Annotated in this window: 19 protein-coding genes; 9 read left to right on the top strand and 10 right to left on the bottom strand. The window is 69.0% G+C overall.

From position 1 onward, the window contains the following. The first annotated feature begins 97 nt into the window (after positions 1-97). From ACSRUE_RS43610 to ACSRUE_RS43600, 3 genes are all read left to right on the top strand, one after another. Complete coding sequence (locus tag ACSRUE_RS43610) at positions 98-1,078, top strand: YegS/Rv2252/BmrU family lipid kinase (RefSeq protein ID WP_441288734.1); 981 nt, start codon at positions 98-100, stop codon at positions 1,076-1,078. Between the two features lie 177 nt (positions 1,079-1,255). Then, complete coding sequence (locus tag ACSRUE_RS43605) at positions 1,256-1,909, top strand: hypothetical protein (RefSeq protein WP_441288733.1); 654 nt, start codon at positions 1,256-1,258, stop codon at positions 1,907-1,909. A gap of 179 nt (positions 1,910-2,088) precedes the next feature. Further along, a complete protein-coding gene (locus tag ACSRUE_RS43600; protein WP_441288732.1) occupies positions 2,089-3,222 on the top strand; it encodes a formimidoylglutamate deiminase in 1,134 nt (377 codons plus the stop codon). Between the two features lie 332 nt (positions 3,223-3,554). On the opposite strand, the gene ACSRUE_RS43595 is transcribed toward ACSRUE_RS43600, so the two are convergent. The 3 genes from ACSRUE_RS43595 to ACSRUE_RS43585 all read right to left on the bottom strand — a co-directional run bounded on the left by ACSRUE_RS43595 (position 3,555) and on the right by ACSRUE_RS43585 (position 7,159). Next, a complete protein-coding gene (locus tag ACSRUE_RS43595) occupies positions 3,555-4,385 on the bottom strand; it encodes a hypothetical protein (RefSeq protein ID WP_441288731.1) in 831 nt (276 codons plus the stop codon). Continuing rightward, entirely contained in the window at positions 4,382-5,932 is a 1,551-nt protein-coding gene (locus ACSRUE_RS43590; protein ID WP_441288730.1) for a DUF5924 family protein, read from the bottom strand. The genes ACSRUE_RS43595 and ACSRUE_RS43590 overlap by 4 nt, the downstream gene beginning before the upstream one ends. Positions 5,933-6,250: 318 nt before the next feature. Beyond that, a complete protein-coding gene (locus ACSRUE_RS43585; RefSeq protein WP_441288729.1) occupies positions 6,251-7,159 on the bottom strand; it encodes a glycoside hydrolase family 11 protein in 909 nt (302 codons plus the stop codon). A gap of 918 nt (positions 7,160-8,077) precedes the next feature. Between ACSRUE_RS43585 and ACSRUE_RS43580 the strand changes: the two genes are divergently transcribed. Next, positions 8,078-9,424, top strand: a complete 1,347-nt coding sequence (locus tag ACSRUE_RS43580; RefSeq protein ID WP_441288728.1) for a glycoside hydrolase family 30 protein — start codon at positions 8,078-8,080, stop codon at positions 9,422-9,424. 65 nt (positions 9,425-9,489) lie between these two features. On the opposite strand, the gene ACSRUE_RS43575 is transcribed toward ACSRUE_RS43580, so the two are convergent. Continuing rightward, positions 9,490-10,692, bottom strand: a complete 1,203-nt coding sequence (locus tag ACSRUE_RS43575) for an alpha/beta hydrolase (RefSeq protein WP_441288727.1) — start codon at positions 10,690-10,692, stop codon at positions 9,490-9,492. Positions 10,693-10,848: 156 nt separating this feature from the next. Next, a complete protein-coding gene (locus tag ACSRUE_RS43570) occupies positions 10,849-12,069 on the bottom strand; it encodes an aldose epimerase family protein (RefSeq protein WP_441288726.1) in 1,221 nt (406 codons plus the stop codon). Between the two features lie 1,188 nt (positions 12,070-13,257). Here ACSRUE_RS43570 and ACSRUE_RS43565 point away from each other — a divergent pair. After that, positions 13,258-13,434, top strand: a complete 177-nt coding sequence (locus ACSRUE_RS43565; RefSeq protein ID WP_441288725.1) for a right-handed parallel beta-helix repeat-containing protein — start codon at positions 13,258-13,260, stop codon at positions 13,432-13,434. A gap of 58 nt (positions 13,435-13,492) precedes the next feature. On the opposite strand, the gene ACSRUE_RS43560 is transcribed toward ACSRUE_RS43565, so the two are convergent. From ACSRUE_RS43560 to ACSRUE_RS43540, 5 genes are all read right to left on the bottom strand, one after another. Next, positions 13,493-15,196: a DNRLRE domain-containing protein gene (locus ACSRUE_RS43560; RefSeq protein ID WP_441288724.1), complete on the bottom strand. Its 1,704-nt coding sequence runs from the start codon at positions 15,194-15,196 to the stop codon at positions 13,493-13,495. A gap of 359 nt (positions 15,197-15,555) precedes the next feature. Next, a complete protein-coding gene (locus tag ACSRUE_RS43555) occupies positions 15,556-15,723 on the bottom strand; it encodes a hypothetical protein (protein WP_441288723.1) in 168 nt (55 codons plus the stop codon). Then, on the bottom strand, positions 15,723-16,133 hold the full coding sequence (locus tag ACSRUE_RS43550; RefSeq protein ID WP_441288722.1) for a hypothetical protein: 411 nt from the start codon (positions 16,131-16,133) through the stop codon (positions 15,723-15,725). Before ACSRUE_RS43550 ends, ACSRUE_RS43555 begins: the two co-directional genes overlap by 1 nt. Before the next feature lie 283 nt (positions 16,134-16,416). Continuing rightward, positions 16,417-16,692 carry a hypothetical protein gene (locus ACSRUE_RS43545; protein ID WP_441288721.1) on the bottom strand — a complete coding sequence of 92 codons (276 nt, stop codon included), beginning with the start codon at positions 16,690-16,692 and terminating at the stop codon, positions 16,417-16,419. Then, positions 16,686-17,798, bottom strand: a complete 1,113-nt coding sequence (locus tag ACSRUE_RS43540) for a hypothetical protein (protein ID WP_441288720.1) — start codon at positions 17,796-17,798, stop codon at positions 16,686-16,688. Before ACSRUE_RS43540 ends, ACSRUE_RS43545 begins: the two co-directional genes overlap by 7 nt. Positions 17,799-18,012: 214 nt before the next feature. Between ACSRUE_RS43540 and ACSRUE_RS43535 the strand changes: the two genes are divergently transcribed. The 4 genes from ACSRUE_RS43535 to ACSRUE_RS43520 all read left to right on the top strand — a co-directional run bounded on the left by ACSRUE_RS43535 (position 18,013) and on the right by ACSRUE_RS43520 (position 24,255). After that, a complete protein-coding gene (locus tag ACSRUE_RS43535) occupies positions 18,013-19,113 on the top strand; it encodes an RNA polymerase sigma factor (RefSeq protein ID WP_441288719.1) in 1,101 nt (366 codons plus the stop codon). 128 nt (positions 19,114-19,241) lie between these two features. Then, positions 19,242-19,859 carry a hypothetical protein gene (locus tag ACSRUE_RS43530; protein WP_441288718.1) on the top strand — a complete coding sequence of 206 codons (618 nt, stop codon included), beginning with the start codon at positions 19,242-19,244 and terminating at the stop codon, positions 19,857-19,859. Positions 19,860-20,486: 627 nt separating this feature from the next. Continuing rightward, positions 20,487-21,689 carry an IS110 family transposase gene (locus ACSRUE_RS43525; protein WP_437761397.1) on the top strand — a complete coding sequence of 401 codons (1,203 nt, stop codon included), beginning with the start codon at positions 20,487-20,489 and terminating at the stop codon, positions 21,687-21,689. A 976-nt stretch (positions 21,690-22,665) separates the two neighbouring features. Continuing rightward, complete coding sequence (locus ACSRUE_RS43520) at positions 22,666-24,255, top strand: hypothetical protein (protein WP_441288717.1); 1,590 nt, start codon at positions 22,666-22,668, stop codon at positions 24,253-24,255. Positions 24,256-24,343: the final 88 nt, after the last annotated feature.

The following is a 24,343-nucleotide window of genomic DNA, read 5'->3' as shown; positions in this document are numbered from 1 at the left end:
TACGGGCGCGGCGATAGCCGCCCGCGCGGGTCTGCTCGCGGCCACCTCGCCGATTTTTCTTGGGGTTTCAACCGGTTCGGCGTTCTACGATGCCGCCATGACCGAGCGGAGAGCGGCGCTGATCGTCAACCCGGCTGCCGGCCACGCGGGCGATTCGGTCGAGTCGCTGCCTGCCCGGCTCCAGCGCGAGTTTGCGCTGAGCGTCTACGAGACGAGCGCGGAGCGCTCTGCCGCCGCCTGCGCCGAGGCTGCGCGCCGCGAAGGCGCTTCCCTGGTGATCGCGGCGGGCGGCGACGGGACGATCTCCAGCGTGGCGTCCGCGCTCCTCGGGGCGGCCGATGCGTGCCTGGGGATCCTGCCGCTGGGAACGGCGAACTCGATCGCGCAGTCCCTGGGCATCCCGGCCGACCTGGAGGGGGCGATCGACGTGCTCGTCCACGGCGAGCCGACGCGCATCGACGCCGCCCGCGCCAGCGGGAAGACCATGATCCTGCTCTCGGCGGTCGGGCTGCACGCCGACACGGTCGGCGAGACCCCGCAGGACGAGAAGCAGCGCTGGGGTGTGCTCGCGTACATCCGCACCGGGATGAAGAAGCTGATGAGCCTCGAGCCGTTCGCGGTCGAGATCGAGACCGAGGACCAGCGGATCCACTGCCGTGCGGTCGCGGTGACCGTCGCGAACATGGCGCCTCCGCGCACGGTGCTGGCGCAGGGGCCGCCCGTCCTGTCCCCCGACGACGGGCGGCTCGACCTCACCATCGTGTCGGCCACGACGCTGGTGGAGGCGGTCGCGACCGGACTGCACCTCCTGAGGACCGCGATCGACGGCGAGCCGGCCGAGCGCGACAACATAGGTTTCCTCGCCGCCCGGCGGGTCTGCATCACGACCGATCCGCCCCAGAACGTGCTCATCGACGGCGAGGAGGCCGGGACGACGCCGCTCGTGGTGGAGTGCCTCCCGCGCGCCCTGACGGTCATGGCGCCCCGCCGCGAGGAGGCCCGTGAAGCGCCGCCGGCCGCGGACGTCGAGGGGAAGCTCGCGGGGTTGCCCGAGCTCGAGGTCGAGCCGAAGCGCTGAGGCGCGCTCGGGCCGCGAAGGCCCGAGGAAGATCCAGAGGGCCGGCGTCGGGGCGCGCAGCGAGCAGCATCGTGACGGCCTCGTCAGGGGGGAACCGGAGCCGCCCGGCGTAAGGAGACGTGGTTCTGCCGCCGCGGCAGGGCTCGATTCTTGACCTTTCATCGGGAGCGCAGAGGAATGCGAACGACGTTCTGGGCTGGTGTGGTGGGGGTGTGCTTGGCCTGCGGCCTCTCGGGGCTGGGCTGCGGGGACGACGACGGGGCGACGCCCGGCGACTCGACGGGTTCGGCGGGCTCGACGGGCTCGGCGGGGGGCGGGGGCTCCGGGGCCGCGTCCTGCTCGGGACTCGACACGTCGGCGCTCGTCAGCGAGCTCTCGCCAGCGGAGGTCGAGCAGGCGTGCAAGGGGTATCGCCGCTGCAGCGCCGAGCAGGTGACCGTCGAGTCCGTGTGCCTCATGCAGGGCGTGCTCGGCGCGGCGTATGGGGATGACGCCGGGACCAGCGACGCCGAGCTGCAGGCGAAGTGCTCCGAGCTGGTCGAGGGGTGCATGGCCGACCCGAGCCAGGCAGAGCAGCTTTTGGAGCAGGCCCTCATGGAGGTCGACGCAAAGCCCTGCGGCCAGCCGACGCAGTGCACGGCCACGATCGCGCAGATCGACGCCTGCGCCGCCGAGGTGCGAGCGTACACGCGCGATGTGCTCCCCGAGTGCAGCGCGCTCACCATGGCGTTTTACGAGCAATCCGACGAGGACCCCGCCGTGCTCGATGGGGCCTGCAGCAAGCTCAACGTCGGCTGCCTCCCGCTCCTCCTGACGCCGAGCGATGATTGACCGGAATTGACCGGAAGGCGCGTGTTCCGGACCGCTGCGCTCCCTGCCGCGGTACAGAGGGCCGCTCTGGATCGCGGCGCCGCCCCGGCAGAGCGGCCTGCCCACGCCTTTTCTCGTCTGTCCCAACGTGATGGACGCGATGGACGTGATAGACGTGATAGACGTGATAGACGTGCGGCATGAGGCTGACCGAGCGAGCCATCGAGCTGCCGGCGCTCGCGAGCGCCCACTCCCACGCTTTCCAGCGCGGGATGCGCGGTGAGGCGCAGCGGCCGGGGCCGTCGGGGGCGGACGACTTCTGGTCGTGGCGCAGCGCCATGTACGCGCTCGCCGAGTCGCTCACGCCCGAGTCCATTCGTTCGATCTCGAAGGTGGCCTATCGCGAGCTCCGCGCCGCGGGCGTGCGCACGGTGGGCGAGTTCCATTACGTGCACCACCAGCCGGGCGGCGCGCCCTACGCGGATCGCACGGTCCTCGCGGACGCGGTGATCGAGGCCGCGCGCGAGGAGGGCCTCCGGATCGCGCTCCTCCGGGTCGTCTACGCCCGCGCCGGCGCGGGCAGGGCGCCCGAGGGGGCGCAGCGGCGGTTCTCGGACGCCTCGCTCGACGCGGCGCTCGCGGACGTCGAGGCGCTCCGGGCGCGCTACGCGGGCTGCGAGGACGTGCGCGTCGGCGTGGCGCCCCACAGCGTGCGCGCCGTGCCCCCGGCGTGGCTCGGCGAGATCGCGCGGTACGCCGCGGAGCGCGGGCTCATGGTGCACATGCACGTGGCCGAGCAGCCGGCCGAGATCGAGGCGTGCCTCGCCGAGACCGGCCGTCGGCCGGTGGAGCTCCTGGCCGAGCGCGGGGTCCTCGGCGAGCGCTTCGTGGCGGTGCACGCGACGCACCTCGCGCCGCACGAGCCGGCGCTGCTCGGCGCGGCGAGGGCGTTCGCGTGCCTGTGCCCGACGACCGAGCGCGACCTCGGCGACGGACTGCCTGACGTGGGCGCGCTGCGCGCGGCGGGCGCGCGGCTGTGCGTCGGGATCGACAGCCACGTCATCACCGATCCGTTCGAGGACATGCGCGGCGTCGAGCTGGGCGAGCGGCTGCGGACGGGCCGGCGCGTGACGCTGCGGGGCGAGGGCGGGGCGACGCCCGCCGAGGCGCTCTGGGAGATCGGCTCGCAGCGGGGGGCGGAGGCGTGCGGGTTCGCGGATCCCGGCGGCAGCATCTCGGTGCGCCGGGGCGCGCCGGCGCTCGCGATGGTGCGGGAGGAGCGGCTGCTCGACGCGGTGGTGTACAGCGGGAGCCCTTCGATCGTGGAGGGGTGAGCCGCGCCCTCGGGGCCGCCTGCGCATTGACCGAGGCGAGGCGCCGGCGCGCCTCGGCGCCGGGGGATCGCGCCGGACAGCCGATCACGCTGTCGGTCGTCCGGCAGGTCGGCTTCGCGGTCATCTCCGTGCGCGATCGCGGCGTCGGCACCACGCCGGAGCAGCGGGACAGGCGCTTCGAGCCGTTCGTTCCGCGTCCGGCTGCCGCTGCCTCCGGAGATCGAGGGAGGCGACGTCGCCTTGGCGCCCGAGAGCGAGCGGAAGGCGGCGGCGGAGCGGAGCAATGGAGAGACGGAGCAATGGAGTCAACGGAGTAGGGGCATCGCGGGCGCTCATCCCATCGCGCCCGCGATGAGCTGCGCCGCCCGCGCGACCACCGCCACGACCGCCCCGACGTTCCACGCGCGCGCGAGCCACCACTGCACCTCGGCGCCGTTGATCCACGGCGGCACCCGCGCCGGCGGCGCCAGCAGATCGGCGACGGTGAGGACCCGCTCGCGCTCCTGCGCCGCGCGGTAGCCGCCCTCGCCGCCGCGGACGTGCTCCTCCGCCCGCACGAGGGCGAGGAGCCGCGCGCCGCGCCCCTCCGGGAGCAGCGCCGCTGCCGCGCGCAGCGCCTCCGGGGTCGCCGGCAGCGCGACGGCCCGGCCGCGCTGTGTGATGCGGAGCGCGCCGTCCCCCGCGCGCTCGACCCGCCCGCGGACCCAGCCCTCGGAGCGCTCGCCGCCGAGCACCGACGAGAGCGGCGCGAGCTCGGGATCGGGGCCCAGCCGGGGCGCGCGCTCCCCCGGGAGGACGCGCGCGGCGAAGAGCCAGAGGGCGATCGGGAGCGCCGACAGGAACGGATTCAGCGCGAGCAGGCTGGTCACGCCCGCCACCCCGTCGAGCACCGGCAGGGCGAGCACGCCCGCGCCGGCGAACGCGCCCACCGCGATCGTCGCGCCGAACCCGCCGACGACGCCGAAGGCGACATTGCCGATCGCGACGACGCCGACGGCGACGTTGCCGATCGCGATGAAGCCGCGCGCGACGTTGCCGATCGCGATGAAGCCCGTGACGACGTTGCCGAACACGAGGAACCCGTTCGCGATGTTGCCGGCGTCGACCCAGCGCGCGCGCTGCGCGGCGCTCGCCCCACCTTCGCCCCCGAGCGGCCAGCTCATTCCGTCACCTCGAACGAGGCGCGGCCGACGAGCTGGCCGTCCTCGGTCTCGACGTCCACCGTCCAGCGCCCTGTCAGGCGGCGCGGCAGACGCCCGCCCACGAGCTGCGACTGGAGCCGCACCGCGCCCTCCGGGCCGGGTACCCGCAGCGTCTCCTCGGGCGCGCGGAGGACCTCGCGCCCCTCGCGCCGCCAGACGTGGAGCAGCCGATCGCCGTCGCCGCCCGGCACCACCACGTCGGTCACCGCGCGGAGCTCGCGAATTACAGAAAAATGAAGTGATTTCACGGACATGGCGAGCCGTCCGTCCGGGAGCACCGAGGGGCCCACGGCCGCGGAGGACAGGTGCATCGGGACGGGCGGGATGAGCTCGCGCGTCCCGTAGGCGAGCCCGACCCCGGCGGCCATCGCGACGACGAGGAACACGGCGCCCATCCGGCTCCAGAGGGCCCCGAACGGCAGGTGCAGCGTGCAGAAGCCGAGCACGGACACGAGGGCGGCGGAGAGCAGCGTGTACAGCGTGCGGGTGTCGGGGAGGAGCGCGGGGATGACGAGGTTCAGGCACGCGAACAGCGTCACCCCGTAGAACACCGACGCGAGGGTCTTCCAGCGCATGAGCACGCGGTCGAAGACGAGATCGAGCGTCGAGAGCACCGCGCAGGCGGCGAGGAGGAGGACGAACCACCGGTTCGGCGCGTCCAGGCTGGCGCTCTTCCAGTAGAACGGGAGGAGGAAGAAGAGCATGCCCTGATAGAGGTTCTTCAGGACATAGGTCATCACGAGGAAGCGCAGCCGGGCGCCGCGCCACGCCGTCGCGAAGTCCTGGCGGGCCCCGGTGCCGAAGAGCCGGAAGAAGAGGAGCACGAGCAGCCAGGCGACGCTGACCGTGACCGCGAGGAAGCGCGCGTGCTGGAACCCCTTCTGCGCGAAGGTCACCACGAAGGCGCCGAGGCTGAGCGCATACGCGGTGTGCAGCCACCAGAGCTTCTTGTGGTGGCGCTTGAGGAAGGCGCGGGCGGACGATCGGAGGTCCCCGGGCCTGTCCTCGTCCTCGGCGTTCAGGTCGACGTAGGACGCCTTGGGCTCGGCCTTGACGGTCGGCGCGTTGTCCTCGTCCGCTGCCCCGCCGCGCGCTTGCCGCTCGGGCATCTTGAGCGTGCGGTCGTCGTGCTCCCCGCCCGGGGTGCTGGCCCTGGGCGGCATGCGCAGGGTGACCTCGTCCCCGGCCTGGGCGCCGGCCCTGGAGGGCATGCGCAGGGTGGCCTCGTCCCCGGCCTGGGCGCCGGCCCTGGGCGGCATGCGCAGGGTGGCCTCGTCGGTCGCCGGAGGCCGGGCCTGTCCGGCCGCGCGGGGCGGGGCGTGGCCCGGCGGGCGATCGGGCTCGTCGCCCGGCATGTACATGATCGTGGGCGCCTCTCCGAACGCCTCCGGGACGCGCGTCTTGTGGACCTGCGTCGTGGCGCTGGAAGGCGGCGACGGCAGAGAGGGCGCGTTCGCGTGGGCCCCGGGGGCCGGGGCGTCAGGGGAGCGCGGCGCGTGCTGTTTCATGTCCGGCCCGCAGCGTACCCGACGGGCGGTCCACCTTCGAGCGCCGCGCGAGCGGGCCGGCGCGGCCGGCGCTCGGGGGCGCGCAGGGCGGCGCGCGCCTGGACGGGGCGCGTGTCGTCGTCCTGAACAACCCCTCATGGGTCGGCATCTCGGCGGGAAACTGAACAGGGAGACGGTGAGATCGTCGGGATCTTACTTCCCGTCTCCCCGCCTCCCTGTGAATTCTCCCCCCGAAAAATTCGAGGGGATGCTTCAGGTGCCCGTCGTTGCTCCGTTCAGGAACGGCTGTTGGCCGAAACGATGCTCAGGGCTCAGCGCTCACTCGATCGAGAGCTTCACGTCGGCGCTGCCGCTGCTTTGATAGCCCTCCACGACCAGCGAGACCTCATAGAAGGTCCCGAGGGTCAGCCCCTGCTTCCCCCACGCGTCGAAGTGGTTGCCGACGGTGATGGTTCCGCTCGTGCGCTTTTGCTGCCGGACGCTCCAGAACTGATAGAAAGTCGCATTGCCATCGATGGAGGGCTGGTTGACTCGCTGGGTCTTGTAGATGTCGTAGGTACCTCCGTCGCTGGTGACGGTGCCCACGAACCCTTCTCCGCCCGGCGGACGCCAGTTGCCCCAGCTATCGACGATGTAATACTCGATGAGCGGGTTCCTCGTCCACCCATAGACAGACAGGTAGGAGTTGCCGTTGGGCCGGTAGTCGGCCTCGTAGGTGACGATATTGTTCTTCCCACCCGGCCTCAAGCCTTTACGGCCCAGCAGGTTGTTGATGTTGTTCCAGTCTACGCGGAAGCCATCCGCCGTGTTGACGAGGCACCCGTTTCCTCGGTCCTTCCAGTATTCGAAGGTGAGCCCGCAATGGGTGCCAGTCCTGTCGCTGCAGACCTCCAGGTCGGCTTCCGTGCACCGGGTAGGTGTGCCGGCTCCGGTCGTGGCCGCGGAGCTGCTCGCGGTCGAGCTGCTGGTGGTCGAGCTGCTGGTGGTCGAGCTGCTGGTGGTCGAGCTGCTGGTGGTCGAGCTGCTGGTGGTCGAGCTGCTGGTGGTCGAGCTGCTGGTGGTCGAGCTGCTCGTGGTCGTGGTGCTCCCGCCCCCGGACCCGTCGAAGCCCCCGGCCCCGCCCGCGGCCGACCCGCTCGTGGTGGTGCTGCCGGTCGTCCCGCTCGTTGTCGACCCGCCCGGGCCCGCCGTGCTGCCGGTGGTGCCGGTGGTACCGGTGGTGCCCACGGTCACGCCGCCCGTCCCAGACGAGCTGCCACCCGCCCCGGTCTCTCCAGAGGATTCGTCCGGCCCCGCGCAGCCGATGGCAACGACTCCTAGGGCGATAGTAAAATGTTTTAACAAAGTTAAACTCACAGAGCCTCCTTGGCGAGATGGGTCAATTCCCTGCGGCCGATCTCGTGATCATGGCTAGCACCAGGGCTCGGTGGCGACAACGACCCGTAGAGCCCTTCCAGCTGCTGTTTCAAGACCCGCCCTCGGCTCGATCCGGTTAAGCTGCGGACGAGGTCGCACAACCGCCCCGGTACGGTGGGTCTGCGAACAGCTGCCGAGGCAAGCGCCCCCCCGTCACCCTGGATCCCTGACGCGCTGGAGCCTTGACGCGCCGAGTCGCGTGAACCAGCGCAAGAGAACTACATGAGGGCGGGAAGTCGGGAACGGCCCGGGTCCCATCTTCCACGCTCCGCGCCGTCATGCTCTACTGTTGCGGTTCTCGGGAAGACGTTGCCTGTCCGGCGCCTTGTCCGGCCGGACGGGTCATCGGCCACCAGAGAGCGCTGTTGAGACCTCTCACCGTGGAGCGACCGGGAGGCGCCGGCGCTCGGGGACGGCCCCATGATGCCCAGGACGTCGAGAACCTCGTCCCTCCTTGCGATCACCCTGGTCCTCGTATCGGGCTGCGGTCGTGATTCGGCAGCTCCCTCGGACGAGGCCGGGTCGAACCGTGGGAGCGGCGGCGCGCCCTCGACCGCATCAGGAGGAGCGGCGGGCTCGGGCGGGGCGCCGGCGGGCTCGGGCGGGGCGCCGGCGGGCTCAGGCGGGGCGCCGGCGGGCTCCGGTGGGGCAGGGGCGGCGAGCGCGGCTTCGTCCAGCGGCGGCTCGTCGGGCGGGAGCGGGGGCTCCCCGAGCGAGCCTCGCCCCACGGTGACCGCCGCTCCGGGCACGGAGCTCGTCCGGGTCGACACGAACGTGGTGCACCAATCCTTCGAGGGCTGGGGCACGAGCCTGTGCTGGTGGGCCGATCACGTGGGCGGATGGCAGGAAGCCAAGCGCAACGCCGTGATCGAAGCGGTCGTCGATCCGGTGAATGGCCTCGGCTACAACGTCTTCCGCTACAACATCGGCGGCGGGGAGAACCCGTCCCACGAGCACATGAAGGAGCACCGCGAGATGCCTGGATTCCAGAGCGCCGACGGGACCTTCACGTGGGCGAACGACGCCCGGCAGCGCGCCATCCTCCTGCGCATCGCGGAGCGCGGAGCGGATCTGATCTTCGAGGCGTTCTCCAACTCTCCCCCCTACTGGATGACGAACAGCGGCTGCGCCTCGGGCAGCAGCGACGGCAAAGACAACCTCAAAGCGGACCATTACGACGACTTCGCCCACTACCTCACGGAGGTCGTCCGCCACTACAGGGACGAGCACGGGATCACCTTTCGCACGCTGGAGCCGCTGAACGAGCCTTTCGCCGACTGGTGGAAGTCGAACGGCTCCCAGGAAGGATGCCACTTCGACCGGGCGAGCCAGGAGAAGATCATCCAGGAGGTGGCCAAGCAGCTGACCAGCAAGGGCCTCGCCGAGACGGTGGTCAGCGCGTCGGACGAGAACAGCATGGATGACGCCGTCCGGAACATCGGCGCCTTCGGCGCGGGGACGCTCGCCGCTTTCCAGCAGCTCAACGTCCACTCCTACGCCGGCAGCCAGCGCAGGGAGCTGCGGCAGCTGGCGACCAGGCTCGGCAAGCGGCTGTGGCAATCGGAATCGGGGCCGCTCGGGCAGAGCATCAGCGACGACACGGACGCGGCGCTGTTCATGGCGGCGCGCATCATCGACGATCTGCGCGAGCTGAAGCCGGAGGCCTGGGTGGACTGGCAGTCGGGCGATCCGTCGCGCAGCTGGGCGAGCTTCACGCTGAACGACCGCGAGCAGTCCTTCGCTCCTATCAAGCGCTTTTACATGCATGCCGGCTTCAGCCGCTACATCCGGCCCGGCGCGCGCTTCGTCGACGTCGACAGCGAGGACATGGTGGCCGCGGTCAGCGCCGACGGGAGCTCTCTCTCTCTCGTGGTCCGCAACGGCGATCGCAACGCGAGCCGCGGCTACACGCTCGATCTCACCCGCCTCCCCACGGTCGGTCCCGCCGCGGAGGTGCACCGCACCTCGCGCACGGAGGACCTCGAGCGGCTCCCCGACATGGCGATCGAAGGCTATCGCCTGGTGGTCACGGTCCCGGCCTTTTCCGTCACCACCTTCGTCCTCCCGATGCCCTGATTTTCCCTGGAGCGACCTTCATGAGCGAGCGTCGGGCCCTCTCGCCTTCGAGCTCGAGCGTGCCGTCAATCGACCGGATAGCCCCGCCACATCCAGCGCAGCGTGTCGGGGAGCGTCTGCCTGATCACTCTCCCGTCGCAGTGGCCGGCGCCCTTCGCGTAGACGAAGCGGTAATGATACCCCTTCTCCTTGAGGACCGCCGCCACGCGCTGGTTCGCCATCACCCAGTTGTGGTGGCTGGCTTCATCCCTGGTGCTGCCGAGGTCGTTCTCGCCGACCTGCAGGAAGACGCGCAACGGCTTGGGCGGGCTCTCCCGGATGAGCCCCTCCGTGTACTCCCAGGCGCCGTCGGGATACTCGGCCTCGGTGGGCGCGATGGGGTTCTGCTGGTCGACGAACGTGCCGGCGTAGGTGACGATCTTGCGGTAGGTGTCGTGGCCGAACCAGCCCATGGTCAGCGCCGCCGCCCCGCCCGAGCTGCATCCGTACGAGGAGCGGCCGTCCGGGTTGCTCGTGAACTTCAGGTTGGGGTACGCGGCGTGGACGGCCTGGTCGTTCTTGACCGCCTCCAGGAGCTCCGTATCGACGAACCTCTGATAGGCGTCCGACATGGTATCGTATTCGAGCCCCCGCTCGCTGCCGTACGAGTCGCCCCCTCCGCTCGCGGCGAAGATGGCGATGACGCTCGGGAAACGGTCGTTCGGGGCCGCGACGAGGTTGTTGATCGTGTTGATGATCTCGTTCCTGTCGCGCGCGTCCTGGACGACCATGAACGGCGCCTCCGCGCCGTCGACGTACGTCGCGGGGATCGCGACCTCCACGCGGCGGTTGAAATCCCCCTTGGCGTTGTCGTTCAACGTCGGATCGTGGCCGGTGAAGATGTCGCTCTCCCGGGACGACAGGGAAAACGTGAACGTCCGCCCCTGGGGAACGCCGTCGATCCTCTTGATCTCCGGGGCGTCCTGGTAGTTGGGCCCGATCTCGAAATCGCCGTCGCCTTCGGTGCCGACCGGATCGACCGTGCCGCCCTGTCCTCCCCCGCCGCTCGGGTTCGGGTCGTCCGTGCCGCCCGCGCCCGAGGTGCTGGCGCTGCTGCTCGAAGAACTGCTGCTGCTGCTGCTGCTGCTGCTGCTGCTGCTGCTCGAAGCGCTGCTGCTTCCTTTTCCTCCGCTGCCGCCCGAGCCGTCGACGGCGTCGTCGTCGGACCCGCAAGCAGCGATTGAAAGCGCGACAAGGAGCGAGATACTGAATGGGATCGAGCGGATCATGGAGCCTCCTGGGATTGGGTTGCCGCCCGCCGTCGGCGTGTGCGGCACGGACGCCGGGCCGTGGCGCTCGCGCGCCGCTCGGCGGACGTGATGCCGATCGTGACGTTTGCGTGAGCGCCCAGGCGCCGCGAGGCAGCGCGGGTGACCGTCGGCGAGCTACTCGGTGGTGAACCGGAAGACGGCCGTCTGCGCGTAGCGCTGGCCGGGCTTGAGGATGACCTCGTTCTTCCAGGCCGGGACGTTGATCGAGTTCGGGAACTTCTGCGGCTCGAGGCACAGGCCGCTGTACTGGTCGTAGACCGCGCCGCCCTTGCCCTTGATCGACCCGTCGAGGTAGTTGCCCGTATAGAACTGGATCCCCGGCTGATCGGCCTCGATCGTCAGCACCCGACCGGTCTTCGGATCCTTGACGCGAGCCGCCTCGCGGAGCGTGTGCGGGTCGCCGCTGACGACGACGTTGTGGTCGTATCCGACCGGCTTGCCGCCCATGGCTTTCAGGTCCCTGCCGATCGGCTTGGCGGCCGTGAAATCGAGCGGCGTCCCCTTCACCGGCTTGAGCTGGCCCGTGGGGATGCCGGTGGCGTCCGGCGGGGTGTAGCTGTCGGCGTGCAGGGTCAGCTCCTGGTCGGCGACGGAGCCCGAGCCGTGCCCTCCCAGGTTCCAGTAGCCGTGGTGGGCCATGTTGACGATCGTGGTCTTGTCGGTCGTCGCCGACATCTCGACCCTGAGCTCGTTTTTGTTGGTGAGCGTGTAGGTCGTGGTCGCGTTGACCGTGCCGGGGTATCCTTCTTCCCCGTCCTTCGATACGTACGTGAGCTTGATGGAGGGGCCGTCCGGCGTCTCGGTCGCCTCCGCGTCCCAGACGACCTTGTCCCAGCCTTTCGTGCCGCCGTGCAGCGTGTGGGCGCCGTTGTTCGCGGAGAGCTTGTAGGTCTTGCCATCGAGCTGGAACTGCGCGCTCTTGATGCGATTGGCCACGCGGCCGACCGTCGCCCCGAAGTACGGGCTGTTCTTCAGGTACCCGTCGAGGTTGTCGTGGCCGAGGACGATGTCGCCCATCTTCCCCGTCTTGTCGGGGACGTGGAGCTCGGTCACCGTCGCGCCGTAGGTCATCACCTTCGCGACCAGGCCGTTCGCGTTCGTGAGCGTGTAAAGGATCACCTCTTTGCCATCGGCGTTGCCGAAGGGCGCCTTGGAGACGGAAGCGGGCTTTGCGTTCACGGTTTCACCACCTGGTGGCTCGGCGCTGGCGGCCGGGGCTGCTGGAGCGGCGTTCGCCGCGGGGGCCACCGCCGGCGCAGGCGCAGGCGGCGCTGCCGCAGGGGGCGTGTCGACGGTCTGCGCGCCGCCGCACGCGCCGGCGAGGCACGCCGTCATCGTCAATCCGAACCACGATCTCGTCCTACCTATCGCCATGCTGTTCCCTCCGCCAGGATTGTCTCACCTGGATCGGCTCCACCTGAGCGAGCCCAGCGCGGAAGAGCCCCCGCGATCTCGCCATGGCTTGCGTTCACCACACCCGAGCAAAGTCGGTGCAGAGATCGATCCCGATACAAAGGACCAAGCCTCCGGTGCGCACGACGGCTACCCGGGACAAAGCGGAGCGACGCTCCGAGACGAAATTGTGAACGTTCACATTGCCCATGTCAACTCAAATGAACCGGCGCGGAGCGAGCCTCGATCCCGAAATTGGAATCCACATCGAACAATACCGTGGCCCTGCGCCCGCCCTCTTGACGCGCCGCTCCGGAGGAGACTTGCCAGCCATCCGATGTCGAGCTTGGCCGCGGACTGACAGAACATCGCTGGCATCAAAAAATGCGAGCGAGAACAATCGGGTCATCTCCTTCGGCTTTGCCCTGGGGGGTCGTCATGCGTACCGGCACCTTCTCCCTCGGGATCGAGCTCGGCTCCGACCCCGCGAGGCCAGCGCTCCCCTCTCCCGCAGGGCGGGCAGGTCTTATCGATCGTGCGCTCGACGCGGAAAGCGTCGTTCGGTCGTTCATGGAGCTGCCCGCGAGCCGGCGTGGCGGCCTGTTGATGCTGGAGAATGAAGGGCGCAAAGGCCTCATGGTGAATCGCTGATGGCCAGCGTTCTCCGTCCGGAGAGCCGGCGCCCTCGCCTCCCGTCCTCGCCCTGGCGTTTGTCTCAGGCGCTCCGCGGACACGCTTCCATCGACCCGTCCGGGATGAATCGAACGATCTGGAGGCGGTCGGCTTCTCGGGGCTCGCTGCCAGGTTCCGCCACGAGGCGTGGCGGTCCGCTCACGTGGTGACGCACCATGGTTTGCTGGCAGGCGGAAGGCATGATATATCGTGACATGCAGAAAGTCCGCGCTCAGCTGTCGTAGACGCAGCGAGGACAACTGTACGCCTCGAATCGTCGAGATCGCCGGGGGAGTTTCATGAACTGCAATCGCGCCGTGCTCGTCGTGCTGTGTGCGGTATCGGGGGCAGCTGCCGCATGCCTTGTCTCTGCGCGGGCCCACGCCTCCAGCGCGATGCTGACGGAGTGGACCGCGCCTGACCCTCGTCGTCCGGCCAGGCCAGTCGATCCAGGAAGCGATGGATGACAGCGGCATCTGGGTCGAGACCTCCGAGGACGTCCGGGTCACGCACAACCTGGTCGAAGACAACACCAATGGCTTCGAGGTGTCGAACAGCGACGATGTCGATCTCAGCTACAACGTGGCCAGGAACAACGCCCTGATCGGGCTGTCCACCCCGCCCGGCTGCGGGTAGCAGGCTGTTCCCCGGCGCAAGCCGCGGATCCCGCAGGTTCGCCGGGGGCCGCCCGGGTCTACTGGACCTGGATCGTGAACTCGTCCGCGAGGCGGCCGTTCACGTCCTTGAAGTACGCCGTCGCGCGCTTCGGATCCCCGCCGACGTGGAAGCGGATGAACAGGGCGCCATAGGCGGCGGTGCCCGACATGACCACGTTGTTCTTCTTCCACTTGTTGCTGGCGTAGTAGGAGGCCCACCACGTGTCGTCGTCGTGGCTGGCCGCGTCGTAGTCGCGGATGCCGACGCCGGCGAGGCCGGAGACGAAGACGAAGTTGCGGCTCGGGCCGAGCTCCACGAGGTCGTAGGCGCCGGTCTTGCCGTGGCCGGTCGCGGCGTTGCCGACGTCGGTCAGGGTCAGCGTGCGCGAGTAGGAGTGCTCGTGGCCGGTCGAGACGATGGCGCCGGCGTTCATGCACTCCTGGTACGCGCTCCAGCCGACCTCGTTGCCCTTGGTGCCGACCTGCATGTCGTTCTGGTTCTTGTGCCAGTTGCAGATGGACCAGATCGAGTTGTCGGCGGCGAGCGAGTCGCGGATGAAGTCCACCTGGTCGGCCGCGTTGGCGGCGCAGGTCGACCGGAGCTCGCTCGTCCCGATGCAGGACTGGATGATGTGCAGCCCGCGGAAGTTGCACGTCGACTTGACGCCGAGCTCGCCGGTACAGTTCATCGACGGCACGGCCGCGTGGCGAGCCTGGATCTTGCTGGCGTAGCCGCTCGTGCCGCCCCAGGCCGCGGCGTCGTGGTTGCCGATGACCGCGAAGTAAGGATAGTTCGCGCCGAGGATGCTGTTGATCCGGTTGTCCCACGCGGTCGGGTTGTTCGCATAGTCGAAGTCACCGTTGTGGATGGTGGCCGCGGCGCCCTCGTTCTTGATCAGGTTGAGCACCGCGTCCGAGTTGCCGTTCGCGCCCTGGTCGCCGATGAAGGCGATCAGGAGATCCGGATCGGTCGGCGTGCCCGCGCCGCCGCCGGGCGGGCCATACGTGATCGTGAGCTTGGGCCGCTGCGCCACGGTGGCGTGCTCCGAGGACGCGAAATCGATGCCGTCGGTGTTCGACGCGCTCGCGATGAGGAGGCCGTTGTTGGAGGTCCCGTCGACCCACGCCTGGACGAGCGCCACGCCGGCCGCGTTCAGCGTGATCGTCCTGGCGCCGGCGCTGCCGGTGACGCTGCCCACGAGGCTCCCGCGATCGGTCGAGCCCATCGCGCCCGCGGTGGCCCACGCCGTCGTGGAGGTCGCGTTGTTCCAGGTGACCTGCGACTCGCTCCACGAGCGCTTCACCTCGTAGACGCTGTACGTGTTGGAGGACCCGTCCGTGACCTGGAGGGTGATCGACGCCGACTGGACGATGCTCCCCGCGGGGATGCCGGAGAGGGTCCATTTCAGCAGGCAAGATTTGTCCACGCCCGAGCCGTCGTCGCCGTCGGCCTCGCACGTGGTGGCTCCGCCGTAGTTCGTGGTGGCGGCGGCCTGCCGGAGGGTGGCGTCGGTCGAGCCGGCGTACGACGAGCTCGGGAGCGACCCCTGCTGGAAGGAGACCGTGGTCAGCGCCTGCCGCGTCTCCAGGACCTCCTCGATGTGCTCGTCATTGGCGCCGCAGGCATGGATGACCGCGAGCGCCGGCAGGGCGGCGCAGAGGGCGCCCTTCGAACGTCTCGACCAGCTCGTCTCTCGGTGTTCGTGTGTGCCAGCGTCCTCTCGCGTGCGCGAATTCTGCATGAGTCTGTCTACCCTTTCTCTTGATCTCGAACGTAGGTGTGAGCGAGGCACGGGCAGGTTAGTGGAAGTGCTATTTCCAATATTGATACAATTCCATGGAGATGGTGTTCCATTTTGCTACGAGCGCCCCGAACGCCCCGATGCCCACGCTCGTCGTCGCGCTGGTTCTCCGTTGCACCGCGCGATGCCTCACCGCACGTCGCACCGCTATGCACGTTGGAAGATCCATGCCGCTCCCTCCTCTCACGTGGCCATCGGGCGATCCTGGATGGCCCGTGTCGTTCGGCGGGCGGGAACGTAAAGGAGCGGGACGGGCCAGTGTGCAACAAGTCTGTGTCGGCGAGGGCGCGGCGCTGCGATCAGAGCTCCGGGATGCTGGGCCGATCGGCGGCCTTGCCCCTACCGCGGACCAGGGAGGCCTCCACGGTGTCGTCGCTCTCTCTCGGAACGAGCGAGAAGCGCTGACCGAACGGGGGCTCGAGCTGCGCGGCCGCCGGATCCGCCCGGCGGTTCCCGGGCGCTGACATCACCGTTCGAGACGCTCGAGCGCTGATCTGGAGCGCTCATCCCGGGTCGTCGCGTCCGCGGCGTCGCCGCGGTAGTACGTCCCGCGTACCCGATCCCAGAGCGGGGAGGCGACGTTGAAGTTCCACTGTCGCATCGACGACGGCCGGTGGTGCGCGCCGTGGTGGCGCCGGAGTCGTGCCACGACGCGGCTGCGGCCTATCCTGCCGTCGGGCGGGAGGGGGTACGAGAGATGGAGACACTCGTACAGCACCAGGTACGCCATGCACGTCGCCACGAAGAGCGACGCGAGGTTGCCTTGACGGGCCGCGCTGAAGGCGAGCGCGAGCGGGAGCGTCAGCGCGAAGACACCCGCGATGCCGTACGACGGGATCAGCACGAAGCCGAGCTCACGCGGTGTGCGGATCGCCATGTCGCGCTCGACGAACACCCGGTGGTGCACCGGCGTGTGCCGGTCGTAGAACGCCTCGATGAGATCCTATCACGGAGCGCGCCGGAGCTGGCGCGCCGATCGTCGCCCGTGTGAGGGACTCCAGCTTCGCGGCGAGTTGGCCCGTGGACTCGGATCCCGAAGCTTCTTCGTAGCCGTCGTGGAGAGCCGTGCCGTTCTCCCAGGACGTGACTTCGGCTATTCGGGGAAGCGAAACGTCTGGTGGGCCTCACCGCTCGGGCCGATCGTTGTCGTGCCATCGTGGTTAGGTCTTCACCGGCGCGCTTTTCGTACCGGCGCTGTCGTCGTCGCCCTGGTCGCTGACGAACACCCCGCATTCGTCGAGCGCCGTCTCCGTGGCGGGATCGCCGTCACAGAGAGACTTCGGTGGCGTGAAGCAGAGGCGTTCGTCGTAGCAGCTATCGTCGTAAGCGCACCCGGAGAGGGTGCTCGCGCTGGCCGTGGAGAGGATGCCTGCGGTGAGCAGCAGCCGTATTCGTCGCCGTTCGAGAAGAGGCATGTCCTTGGTCCTGATCACCACGCGCCGTACGCCACGAGACCGGCCTGTGCCGGCGTGACTGTCGGCACCAGCGCGAGTCGAGCTTTGGTCGGTTCAGACTGAAAAAAAGAGAGGTCCGTGAAGAACGAGGCCAGTGTCGCAGCGCCCACGACACCGCTCGTCACCACCATCGCCGTGCCGAGCCCGGCGAAGAGATCTCGCTCTCGTCGGAGACCCTTCAGCTCGGAGCACGCGGAGGGCCTCGACGCTTCCCGGCACACCCCTTGAGAGACTCCCGAGGCGTCGAGCTTCGCGTTCCGCTCGTCCAGATCTCCGTCAGCGGTCCTCGCGCGAACCATGAAGACCGCACCGAGCGAGCCTGTCGCCACGGTCAGCCCGATACCGGTGATGCGCAGGGGGCCAGGCCAGGATGCCGAGGGGCTGTGCGGCCGGCCCCGCACAGCGGGCGCAGAGCTCAGGGCCTGCGGTGCTTCCTTCGGTGAACCCGGCGCGGTCTCCTTGGCACTGCTCGCCGCCGACCGGGACAGCTGCATCGTGATCTCGTGCTCCGCGCCTGCCACGCCGAGGAACGAATGGAGCGCGTCCTCACGGCCCGGCGCGCGGGCCCGCACCATGTGTTTGCCCGGCTCGAAGAAGCGCGTGTAGGTCCGTGCAATCTCGCCGATGCGCTCGCCGTCGATGAACACCTCGGCGTCGGGCGGATCGACCCCGAGCACGAGCGTCGCGATGTGCTTCGCTGCCTCGCGCTGTCCTGCCTCGAATCGCCGCCGGAGCGCGTCCGGCAGCGCTTCGCGCTGTTCCAGGCTCCCGGAGAGGTGCTCGGCCGCATCGCGGTACCTGTGCAGCGCGACCTCGCAAAGGCCGAGCTCACCGGCGAGCTCCGCGCGTTCTCGCTCGGTGCTGGTCGCGGGGTCTGCGGCGTCGAAAGCCGCCTTGTAGGCGGCGTGCGCCTCGACCCACAGCCCGGCATTGCGCGCTCTCTGACCACGGCGAACATGGTCCTTCACCGAGGAGCTGCCGCTCGGTCTCGCCTTCGCTTGAATGTCGTCCGCGCTGGCCGAGCGCGTGAAGCCTGTCGCAGCCCCGAGCGCAAGAAAGATCGAGAGCGAATGCGCGATGCAACGCATCCAGTCACGCTAGTGATGCCGTTCGCTTGGTGTCAACCGACAGAAATCGCCAGATTTCGTCCGTTTTGATGAGAATTTTTAGTCGGATGATGGAATACGTTCGGCCGACTGCCATGGTCGACTGAATGTAATTAATAATGCCACATTGTCCTACGTTATCCTACCAAAATTGTTCGTCGGCTCATTTCTTTGAAGCCTTTCGACCCGCTCAAGTGTGCTGCTTACCGTGGACAAGCCAGCGACCGTCTCCCCCGGCTTCGAGCTCTTCCGGCGCCTCGTGCGGCGCCACGGCGTGCCGGCGCGAAACGCCGAGGATGTCGCCCAGGAAGCGCTGCTGCGGGGGCTGGAGGCCGACAAACGGCTCGACCCGGGGGGAGACCCGGCCCCGTACCGCGTCACGATCGCCGTCAACCAGGCGCGCAACCACGTACGTGACGCCCGCTGCCGCGGCGAGGTGCTGACGTCGTTCGATGAGTGCGAGATCCGAGACGAGTGCCCCACCCCGGAAGAGCTGCTCCGGAGACGCCAGCAGGAAGAGTTCACGCGGGAGCTGATAGACCAGCTCGAGCCCAAGTACCGGGATCTCGTGATCAAGCACGATCTCCAGGGCGTCCCGCTCGCCGAGATCGCCGCCGAGCAGGGACTCCCGCTGGCCACGGTGAAGACGCGACACTGGCGGGCGCACAAGGCGCTCCGGGTGCAGCGGGAGCGGTGGCAGGCGCAGGAGCGCTCGCAGGGAAGGGACGACAGCGCCTTCCTGTCGCTCGCGCTGGGTTTCCGCCGTCACACGTCCTGGGTGGCCTCGCTGCGCCATCTGGGCGTGAGGATCTTCGTTCAATGCGCGCTCGTCCTGCTGACCGGCGCGCTCGTCTCCTCCGTGCCGCCCTTGGCCGACCTGGAATCATGGCTCGAGGCGGCGGCGGTCCGCGTCCCTGTCACCCCACCCGCAGCGCAGGATGTTGTGGCGTCCCCTGCGCGAGACGGCGCGCACGACGCCGCGGCGCCCGCCGCGCCGATCGCGCACGAGATCTCGTCGATCAGGGATCAAGGAAGCGCACGCGCGCAGGCGGCGGCGAGCAGCACGCCCGCTCCCTCGACCAGGACCAACGGCCGGCCCGTGTCTCCGGCGAGGGCCGTTCGACCGCCCGTCAGCGAGCACGAGAGGAGCCTGATCAACCAGGCCCGGAGGGCTGTCGAGGCCGGCAACGCCATGGCCGACGTCGAGGCGCTCCAGCTGCTGAACGTCCACGCGCGGGAGTTCCCCGATGGGCTGCTCGCCGCCGAGCGCGAAGCGCTTCTCCGACAGCTGCGCTGAGCCCTCGGCAGTCCTCCGAGAGCAAGCAGGCGGTGACGCTGGTGATGTCTTCGGACAGCACAAGGCTACGATCCGCCTTGTTCCCGACAAGAACGGTGACGTCCAGGAAACGAAATGCGATGACTACGATGGAGGACGTGCTCAGTGCGATGTGGCTCATTTCGCCGCTCGGGCTCGCGATGATAGCCTGCGTCGCCATCGGCTTCGCGGTCACCGCGCGTGAGGCGCTGGGACGCGAGCGCGGGCTTCGCGAGGCGCGCGAGCACGCGCATGATGACGAAGAGGCAGGCCTCACCGATGCGAGGGATCAGGCTGCAGGGGAGCGGGACCGATACCGGCGCCTGCTGGACTGTCACGTCGATGCTGCGCTCGCAGAGCTGACAAACGTCCGCGCGCGCCCGATCCCCGGGCCAGGCAGGGTCCTCGAGTCGTTCTGCGCGACGGACCCTTCGTGGAGGAGAAAGCTGGCCGAGAGCACGGGGCTATCTCCCGAGCTCGCGGCCAGGAGCCCGGGGGCGAAGCTCCCGCCGCCACCGGTGCCGCGGCTTCGGTCGCCGCTCCCTGTCCGTGCCGGCACAGGGGCGGAGCTCGCAGGGCGCGCTGGGACATTGACGAGCTTCCCGCTACAGCGCGACGAAGGGGGGGCGAGCGCCGCCAACGCGTCTGATTGGGAGGAATCTGATTGGGAGGAAGCAGCGCGCTCTCCGCTGAACACGACACTTCCGGGAGTAGGGAGCCATGGGTGAGCGCCACCGTGCCTCGGATGTGGTGGACGTGGGCACGCGCCGCGAGGTGCGTGTCTAGAGCGACAAACGGGTTGAAACCCCGAAAAAAAGCAGGAATTTCACAGGGAGGCGAGGAGGCGGGGAGCGAGAGACGGCGAGAAGGAGAGATTCTTTTTTTCTTCCTCCCCGCCTCCTCGCCTCCCTGTGAAATCCTCCGGGTTTCAACATGATAGATGGGATGAGGCAGCCCAAGCGGCGCCTGGATCCACGATGCCGACCGCACCGACCCGTGCGTCTGCTCGACGCGTTCGCGCGGCGGGGCCTGCGAAGACAGCCCGCATCACCGTGGAGGTCGGCCCATCGGCAGCAGCAGAGCGTGCTGGAGTGCTCGGGGGGGTCAAGGGTTCGCGAGCGGAGCTCGCCGGCTCCGCCGCCCTTAACTCCCCCTGCGCGCTCCAGCCGGACAAAGCTGCGGGCGATGGGCGGACGGAGGCCTCCGGCGGGGGCTCCAAGCTCCGGAGAGCAGCGCGCAAGAAGGAGCCACTCGGAGCAGCAAGCAAGATGGCCGACCTCTCGCCTGCAGGGTTGCCTGCGGGCACCCCCACGCGTTCGAAGACGCAGTCGACGGGGGCCCAGGAGAGGTCAGCCATGCGAAGTGTAGCGCTGGATCTGGGGGTCAACGAGATTTCGTTCTGCGAGGTAGTGGGCGGGCAGGTGGCGCTGCGACGCACGGTCCGCTCGCTTGATTCGCTTCAAGATGTCCTCGGTCCGTCGTCCTCGCCGGCCCGGGTGGCGATCGAGGCGTGCCGGGAGGCCTGGGTGGCTCACGACAAGCTCCGCGACTGGGGCCACGACGTCCTGGTCGTCGACACCACGCGAGCACGTCAGGTCGGCGTTGGCCAGCACGGCCGCAAGAATGACCGCCTCGACGCCGAGGCGCTGGCGCGCGCCGTCGAGCGCGGGGGCATTCCGCTCGCTCACGTGCTTTCGCCTCACCGGCGGGCCATTCGCCACCAGCTGGCCGTCCGGCGCGCGCTGGTCGAGACGCGAGCCCAGTACGTCACCACCGTGCGCGGCATTCTGCGCGCCTGCGGACACAAGCTCGCGACATGTATGACCGAGGATTTTCTCGCGCGGCTGCGCGAGGCCTCTTTGCCAGCCGAGAGCCGTCAGCTGGTCGGGCCCTTGGTGATCACGCTGGAGGTGCTCAACCCCCAGATCGCGCTGGTCGATGCCGCGCTCGAGCAGCTGTGCGCCCACGAGCCGGTGATCGCGCGGTTGACCACGGCGCCCGGCGTGGGGCTGGTCGTCGCTGCCGCGTTCGTCTCGGTCGTGGACGAAGCCAAGCGCTTTCGCCACGCCCACCAGCTCGCCTCCTACCTGGGTCTGGTTCCCTTGGAGGACACCTCCGGCGGGCGCGACAAGCGGCGGCTGGGTTCGATCACCAAGCAAGGCAACGCGTACGTGCGCGTGCTGCTGACACAGGCCGCGCACACGATCCTGCGGCACAAGAACAAGAGCGGCGACGACCCACTGCGTCGATGGGCAGACGCCATTGCCGAACGCCGGGGTCGCCACATCGCCGTCGTGGCGCTGGCGCGGCGGCTGTCGGGGGTGCTGTGGGCCATGTGGCGCGACGGCACGCTCTACGACGCGCAGAGCGCAGCGGCTGCCTCGGCCAAGGGCCTGCGCCTGCAGGCGCAGTCGGTCGAGCAGCAGGCGCACGCCTTGCAGCGAGCCACGGTCAAGGCGCGCCGCCGGCAACGGTCCGTCGACAAGGGACTCAACGCCGCCACGGCAGCGGCTCCATCGAGGCCGAGCTCGACCTCAAGGAGGGCCTCGATGCACTGACTTCCCCCACACGGGGGACATGCGCCACGAGCGCGCCACGCCAGGAGCGTGAACGAGGGCTACGTGGATGAGCGCGGGAACACCGAGGGTGATCCGCCTCTGGGTGGAACACGCCGTTTGATAGATTGCGCCTCCACGATCCCGTTTCGGACCCCAGCCTGCATCCAGGTCACCAGGGCGACCGCCGGCCTGTGAATGCGGATCGTCGATTGAGCCACAGCTCGCTCCTGCGCACGCGACGCGGCGCTCCAGCCCAACCGTAACGACGCCCGCCAGGGCGAAGGGAGACGCCCATGCCGAAACGACCTGCACTGACGACATCGAGCGCTACCGCTGCCGAGCCGAAGCCGGCCAGCCGCGGAAAGAGAGCGCTAAAGCCCTTGACCTCGGGGCTGCCTCATCGTTGGTGTTCTAGCAGTTCGAAGGGCTGTGGGAGCGTTTGGTGCTAGGGGGGGATGCCCGGACGGCGCCCTTCCCCCTCTCCCCTTGGCGGCTTGGCGGTTTTTCTGCGATCCGGGGCAAATTCGGGCTTCCCGCTACAGCGTGACGAAAGGGGGGACGAGCTCCGGATGGCCACACGCCGCGCCCCGACGCTGCTCGCCATCCGAGGCATGGTGGTGAGCATGCCACCGCTCCGGGAGCCGAGCGGCTACGGCGGACGTCCTCCTTTGGCAGCGACCACCTGAACATAAGCTCCGTGATAACGATCGTTGACACCCATCCGTGCCGGGAGCGCGCACCGAAGTTCACGGGGAGTCACACGATCAAGCTGCCCTCGCAGCTCTTGTAGCTCCTTGACGCCAAGGAATCATCGATCCTTGGTCACCTCCCGCATGGCCCGCTGTACTGGCCGTGAAGTTGCATGGGAGCACGCGACCGCAGGCCGGCCTTTGGATGCCTGAGCCGGACCCGGCCACCCGCCGCTCAGCGCCCTCGTGGCGGAGCTATTCCCACGTTGCAGGAGTATCTTATGCAAATGTCCCGAAGGATCCCCCTCGCAGCTCGCGTCTTCTTACCCTCCCTGGCTGCGATTCTCGGCGCGGCGGCCTGCTCCGACGGCGAGCAGCCCGCGGCGCCCCTCGGTGGAACCGAGATCCCCGAGGCTTGTGGCACGCTCGACGCAGCCACCGCGGCTTCTGTCACCATCGGCAAGCTAGAGAAGGCGTTCCGAACCACGTTTCGGGCGCTGGGTCCTGTCGACGCGTCCGTCGTGCTGGCGCGGGTCCTCAGCCTTGGCGATGAGAAGGCGCTGACCCCTTCGGCCGACGGGTTGAAGTGGCTCGACGAGGACGTGCTGCCAATGCTGCGTGATCGGGTGTTCGTGAGTGGCAACGTGGAGTCGGAGGAGCGAGGCGAAGTCGTGTTCCTTCTACGCCCCGATGTGGTCTGTCAGGACTCCGCCGGGGATGCGGGGACGGGCGGCGGCGTCACGGATTCGAGCAGCCCCGGCGACGAGGAGAGATGCCGGGAGCAGTACACGAAGACGCCCCTGCGCGTGGTCGTCTCGCGGGTGGCCTGCGGGGCCGAGGACAACGTCCACCTGGCCCTGCTCGCCGGGACTGAGCGAAAAGAATACGTGAACCTGGATCTCATCGGTTCGAAGGTCGTGGTCCGGGCGGACGTTGGCGAATTGGCTGCGAACACGACGATTCGACGCGGGGAAGATGCCGAACCCGAACCGCTGTTCGATCAAGGCGCGACCGGTCATCTGGAGATGGTGGAAGAGCTGCTGTCCGAAAACAAGATCCACGCCACGCTTCGCGTCACCGAAGATATCGCCGTCGACAGCACGGTCGAGCAGGACGGCGGCGCCTCCGCCCGCGGGGGCGTGAGAATCCCTGCCACCACCGGAGACGCCATTGACATCACCGCCGACGGAACGATCCGGAAGATTGAATTCACGCTGGCGCTCGGCCGCATTCAGTGGATGATGCCCTTCTCGTCGTTCATCCATCTGTTCAATCGCGAGGCCGCGCCCCAGGCAAGCCCCGCCGAGATCGTGGAGTTGAGCGTCCCCGGGGTGCATGGCCGCTTCTCGTTCGACGGCCAAGGCGACGAGCTCCGAGGCGCCGACGTGGGGATTGGCGACGCGACCAGGTTCGCGCACGGCGCGCGCACGATCCTGTCCTGGGAAGTCAACCCGGCCGCAGAACACCGAGTGAACTTCACCGCGACGGGTCAGTCGGACGGCAGCGTGGCGGTCTCCGTGCCGGGAGGATTCGATCTGCGCATTCATTACGCGCTGGCGCCGGTAGCGGCATGGATCGAGGATCCATGGGCTTTTTCCTTGGACGACGACGTACGGCTGACGCTGTCGGGCTCCACCGCTCCCTCCGCCTTGCTGCGTCAAGGTCCCTCGGATGCTCTGAATCTGTTGCGTGAACAGCTGGGCTCGCTGCTCGAGGTCCAGAGCGGCACGTTCGAGGGCACGAGCCGAATCGCGCCGGACGAGTCCGTCAGCGTGCCTGCCGGCCAATGTCTCAACCGGCACATCACCGACGAAGGGACCCACGGGTTGCTCCAGCACCTCTCGAGCGGACCGTGTGAACCGCCGGCGGCGGAGTAGCGTGGTGATCTCGAGCTGGACGCCCTCGGGCTCCAGGCGGCTCGGTCACCCGGGGTGAGGAACGACGCGCGGAGGTCCTGGCAGGTCA

It is taken from the genome of Sorangium sp. KYC3313 (genome assembly GCF_052075895.1).
Classification (GTDB): domain Bacteria; phylum Myxococcota_A; class Polyangia; order Polyangiales; family Polyangiaceae; genus Sorangium; species Sorangium cellulosum_B.
The sequence above is the reverse complement of the archived record's forward strand: the minus strand, read 5'-3'. Positions and strand labels throughout refer to the sequence as shown.

What these genes read in the sequence shown, in the direction of transcription:
- ACSRUE_RS43610 (WP_441288734.1), top strand. Translation starts at nt 98, where the DNA reads ATGACCGAGCGGAGAGCGGCGCTGATCGTCAACCCGGCTGCCGGCCAC.
- ACSRUE_RS43605 (WP_441288733.1), top strand. Translation starts at nt 1,256, where the DNA reads ATGCGAACGACGTTCTGGGCTGGTGTGGTGGGGGTGTGCTTGGCCTGC.
- ACSRUE_RS43600 (WP_441288732.1), top strand. Translation starts at nt 2,089, where the DNA reads ATGAGGCTGACCGAGCGAGCCATCGAGCTGCCGGCGCTCGCGAGCGCC.
- ACSRUE_RS43595 (WP_441288731.1), bottom strand. Translation starts at nt 4,385, where the DNA reads ATGAGCTGGCCGCTCGGGGGCGAAGGTGGGGCGAGCGCCGCGCAGCGC.
- ACSRUE_RS43590 (WP_441288730.1), bottom strand. Translation starts at nt 5,932, where the DNA reads ATGAAACAGCACGCGCCGCGCTCCCCTGACGCCCCGGCCCCCGGGGCC.
- ACSRUE_RS43575 (WP_441288727.1), bottom strand. Translation starts at nt 10,692, where the DNA reads ATGATCCGCTCGATCCCATTCAGTATCTCGCTCCTTGTCGCGCTTTCA.
- ACSRUE_RS43570 (WP_441288726.1), bottom strand. Translation starts at nt 12,069, where the DNA reads ATGACGGCGTGCCTCGCCGGCGCGTGCGGCGGCGCGCAGACCGTCGAC.
- ACSRUE_RS43565 (WP_441288725.1), top strand. Translation starts at nt 13,258, where the DNA reads ATGGATGACAGCGGCATCTGGGTCGAGACCTCCGAGGACGTCCGGGTC.
- ACSRUE_RS43560 (WP_441288724.1), bottom strand. Translation starts at nt 15,196, where the DNA reads ATGCAGAATTCGCGCACGCGAGAGGACGCTGGCACACACGAACACCGA.
- ACSRUE_RS43555 (WP_441288723.1), bottom strand. Translation starts at nt 15,723, where the DNA reads ATGTCAGCGCCCGGGAACCGCCGGGCGGATCCGGCGGCCGCGCAGCTC.
- ACSRUE_RS43550 (WP_441288722.1), bottom strand. Translation starts at nt 16,133, where the DNA reads ATGGCGATCCGCACACCGCGTGAGCTCGGCTTCGTGCTGATCCCGTCG.
- ACSRUE_RS43540 (WP_441288720.1), bottom strand. Translation starts at nt 17,798, where the DNA reads ATGCGTTGCATCGCGCATTCGCTCTCGATCTTTCTTGCGCTCGGGGCT.
- ACSRUE_RS43530 (WP_441288718.1), top strand. Translation starts at nt 19,242, where the DNA reads ATGGAGGACGTGCTCAGTGCGATGTGGCTCATTTCGCCGCTCGGGCTC.
- ACSRUE_RS43525 (WP_437761397.1), top strand. Translation starts at nt 20,487, where the DNA reads ATGCGAAGTGTAGCGCTGGATCTGGGGGTCAACGAGATTTCGTTCTGC.
- ACSRUE_RS43520 (WP_441288717.1), top strand. Translation starts at nt 22,666, where the DNA reads ATGTCCCGAAGGATCCCCCTCGCAGCTCGCGTCTTCTTACCCTCCCTG.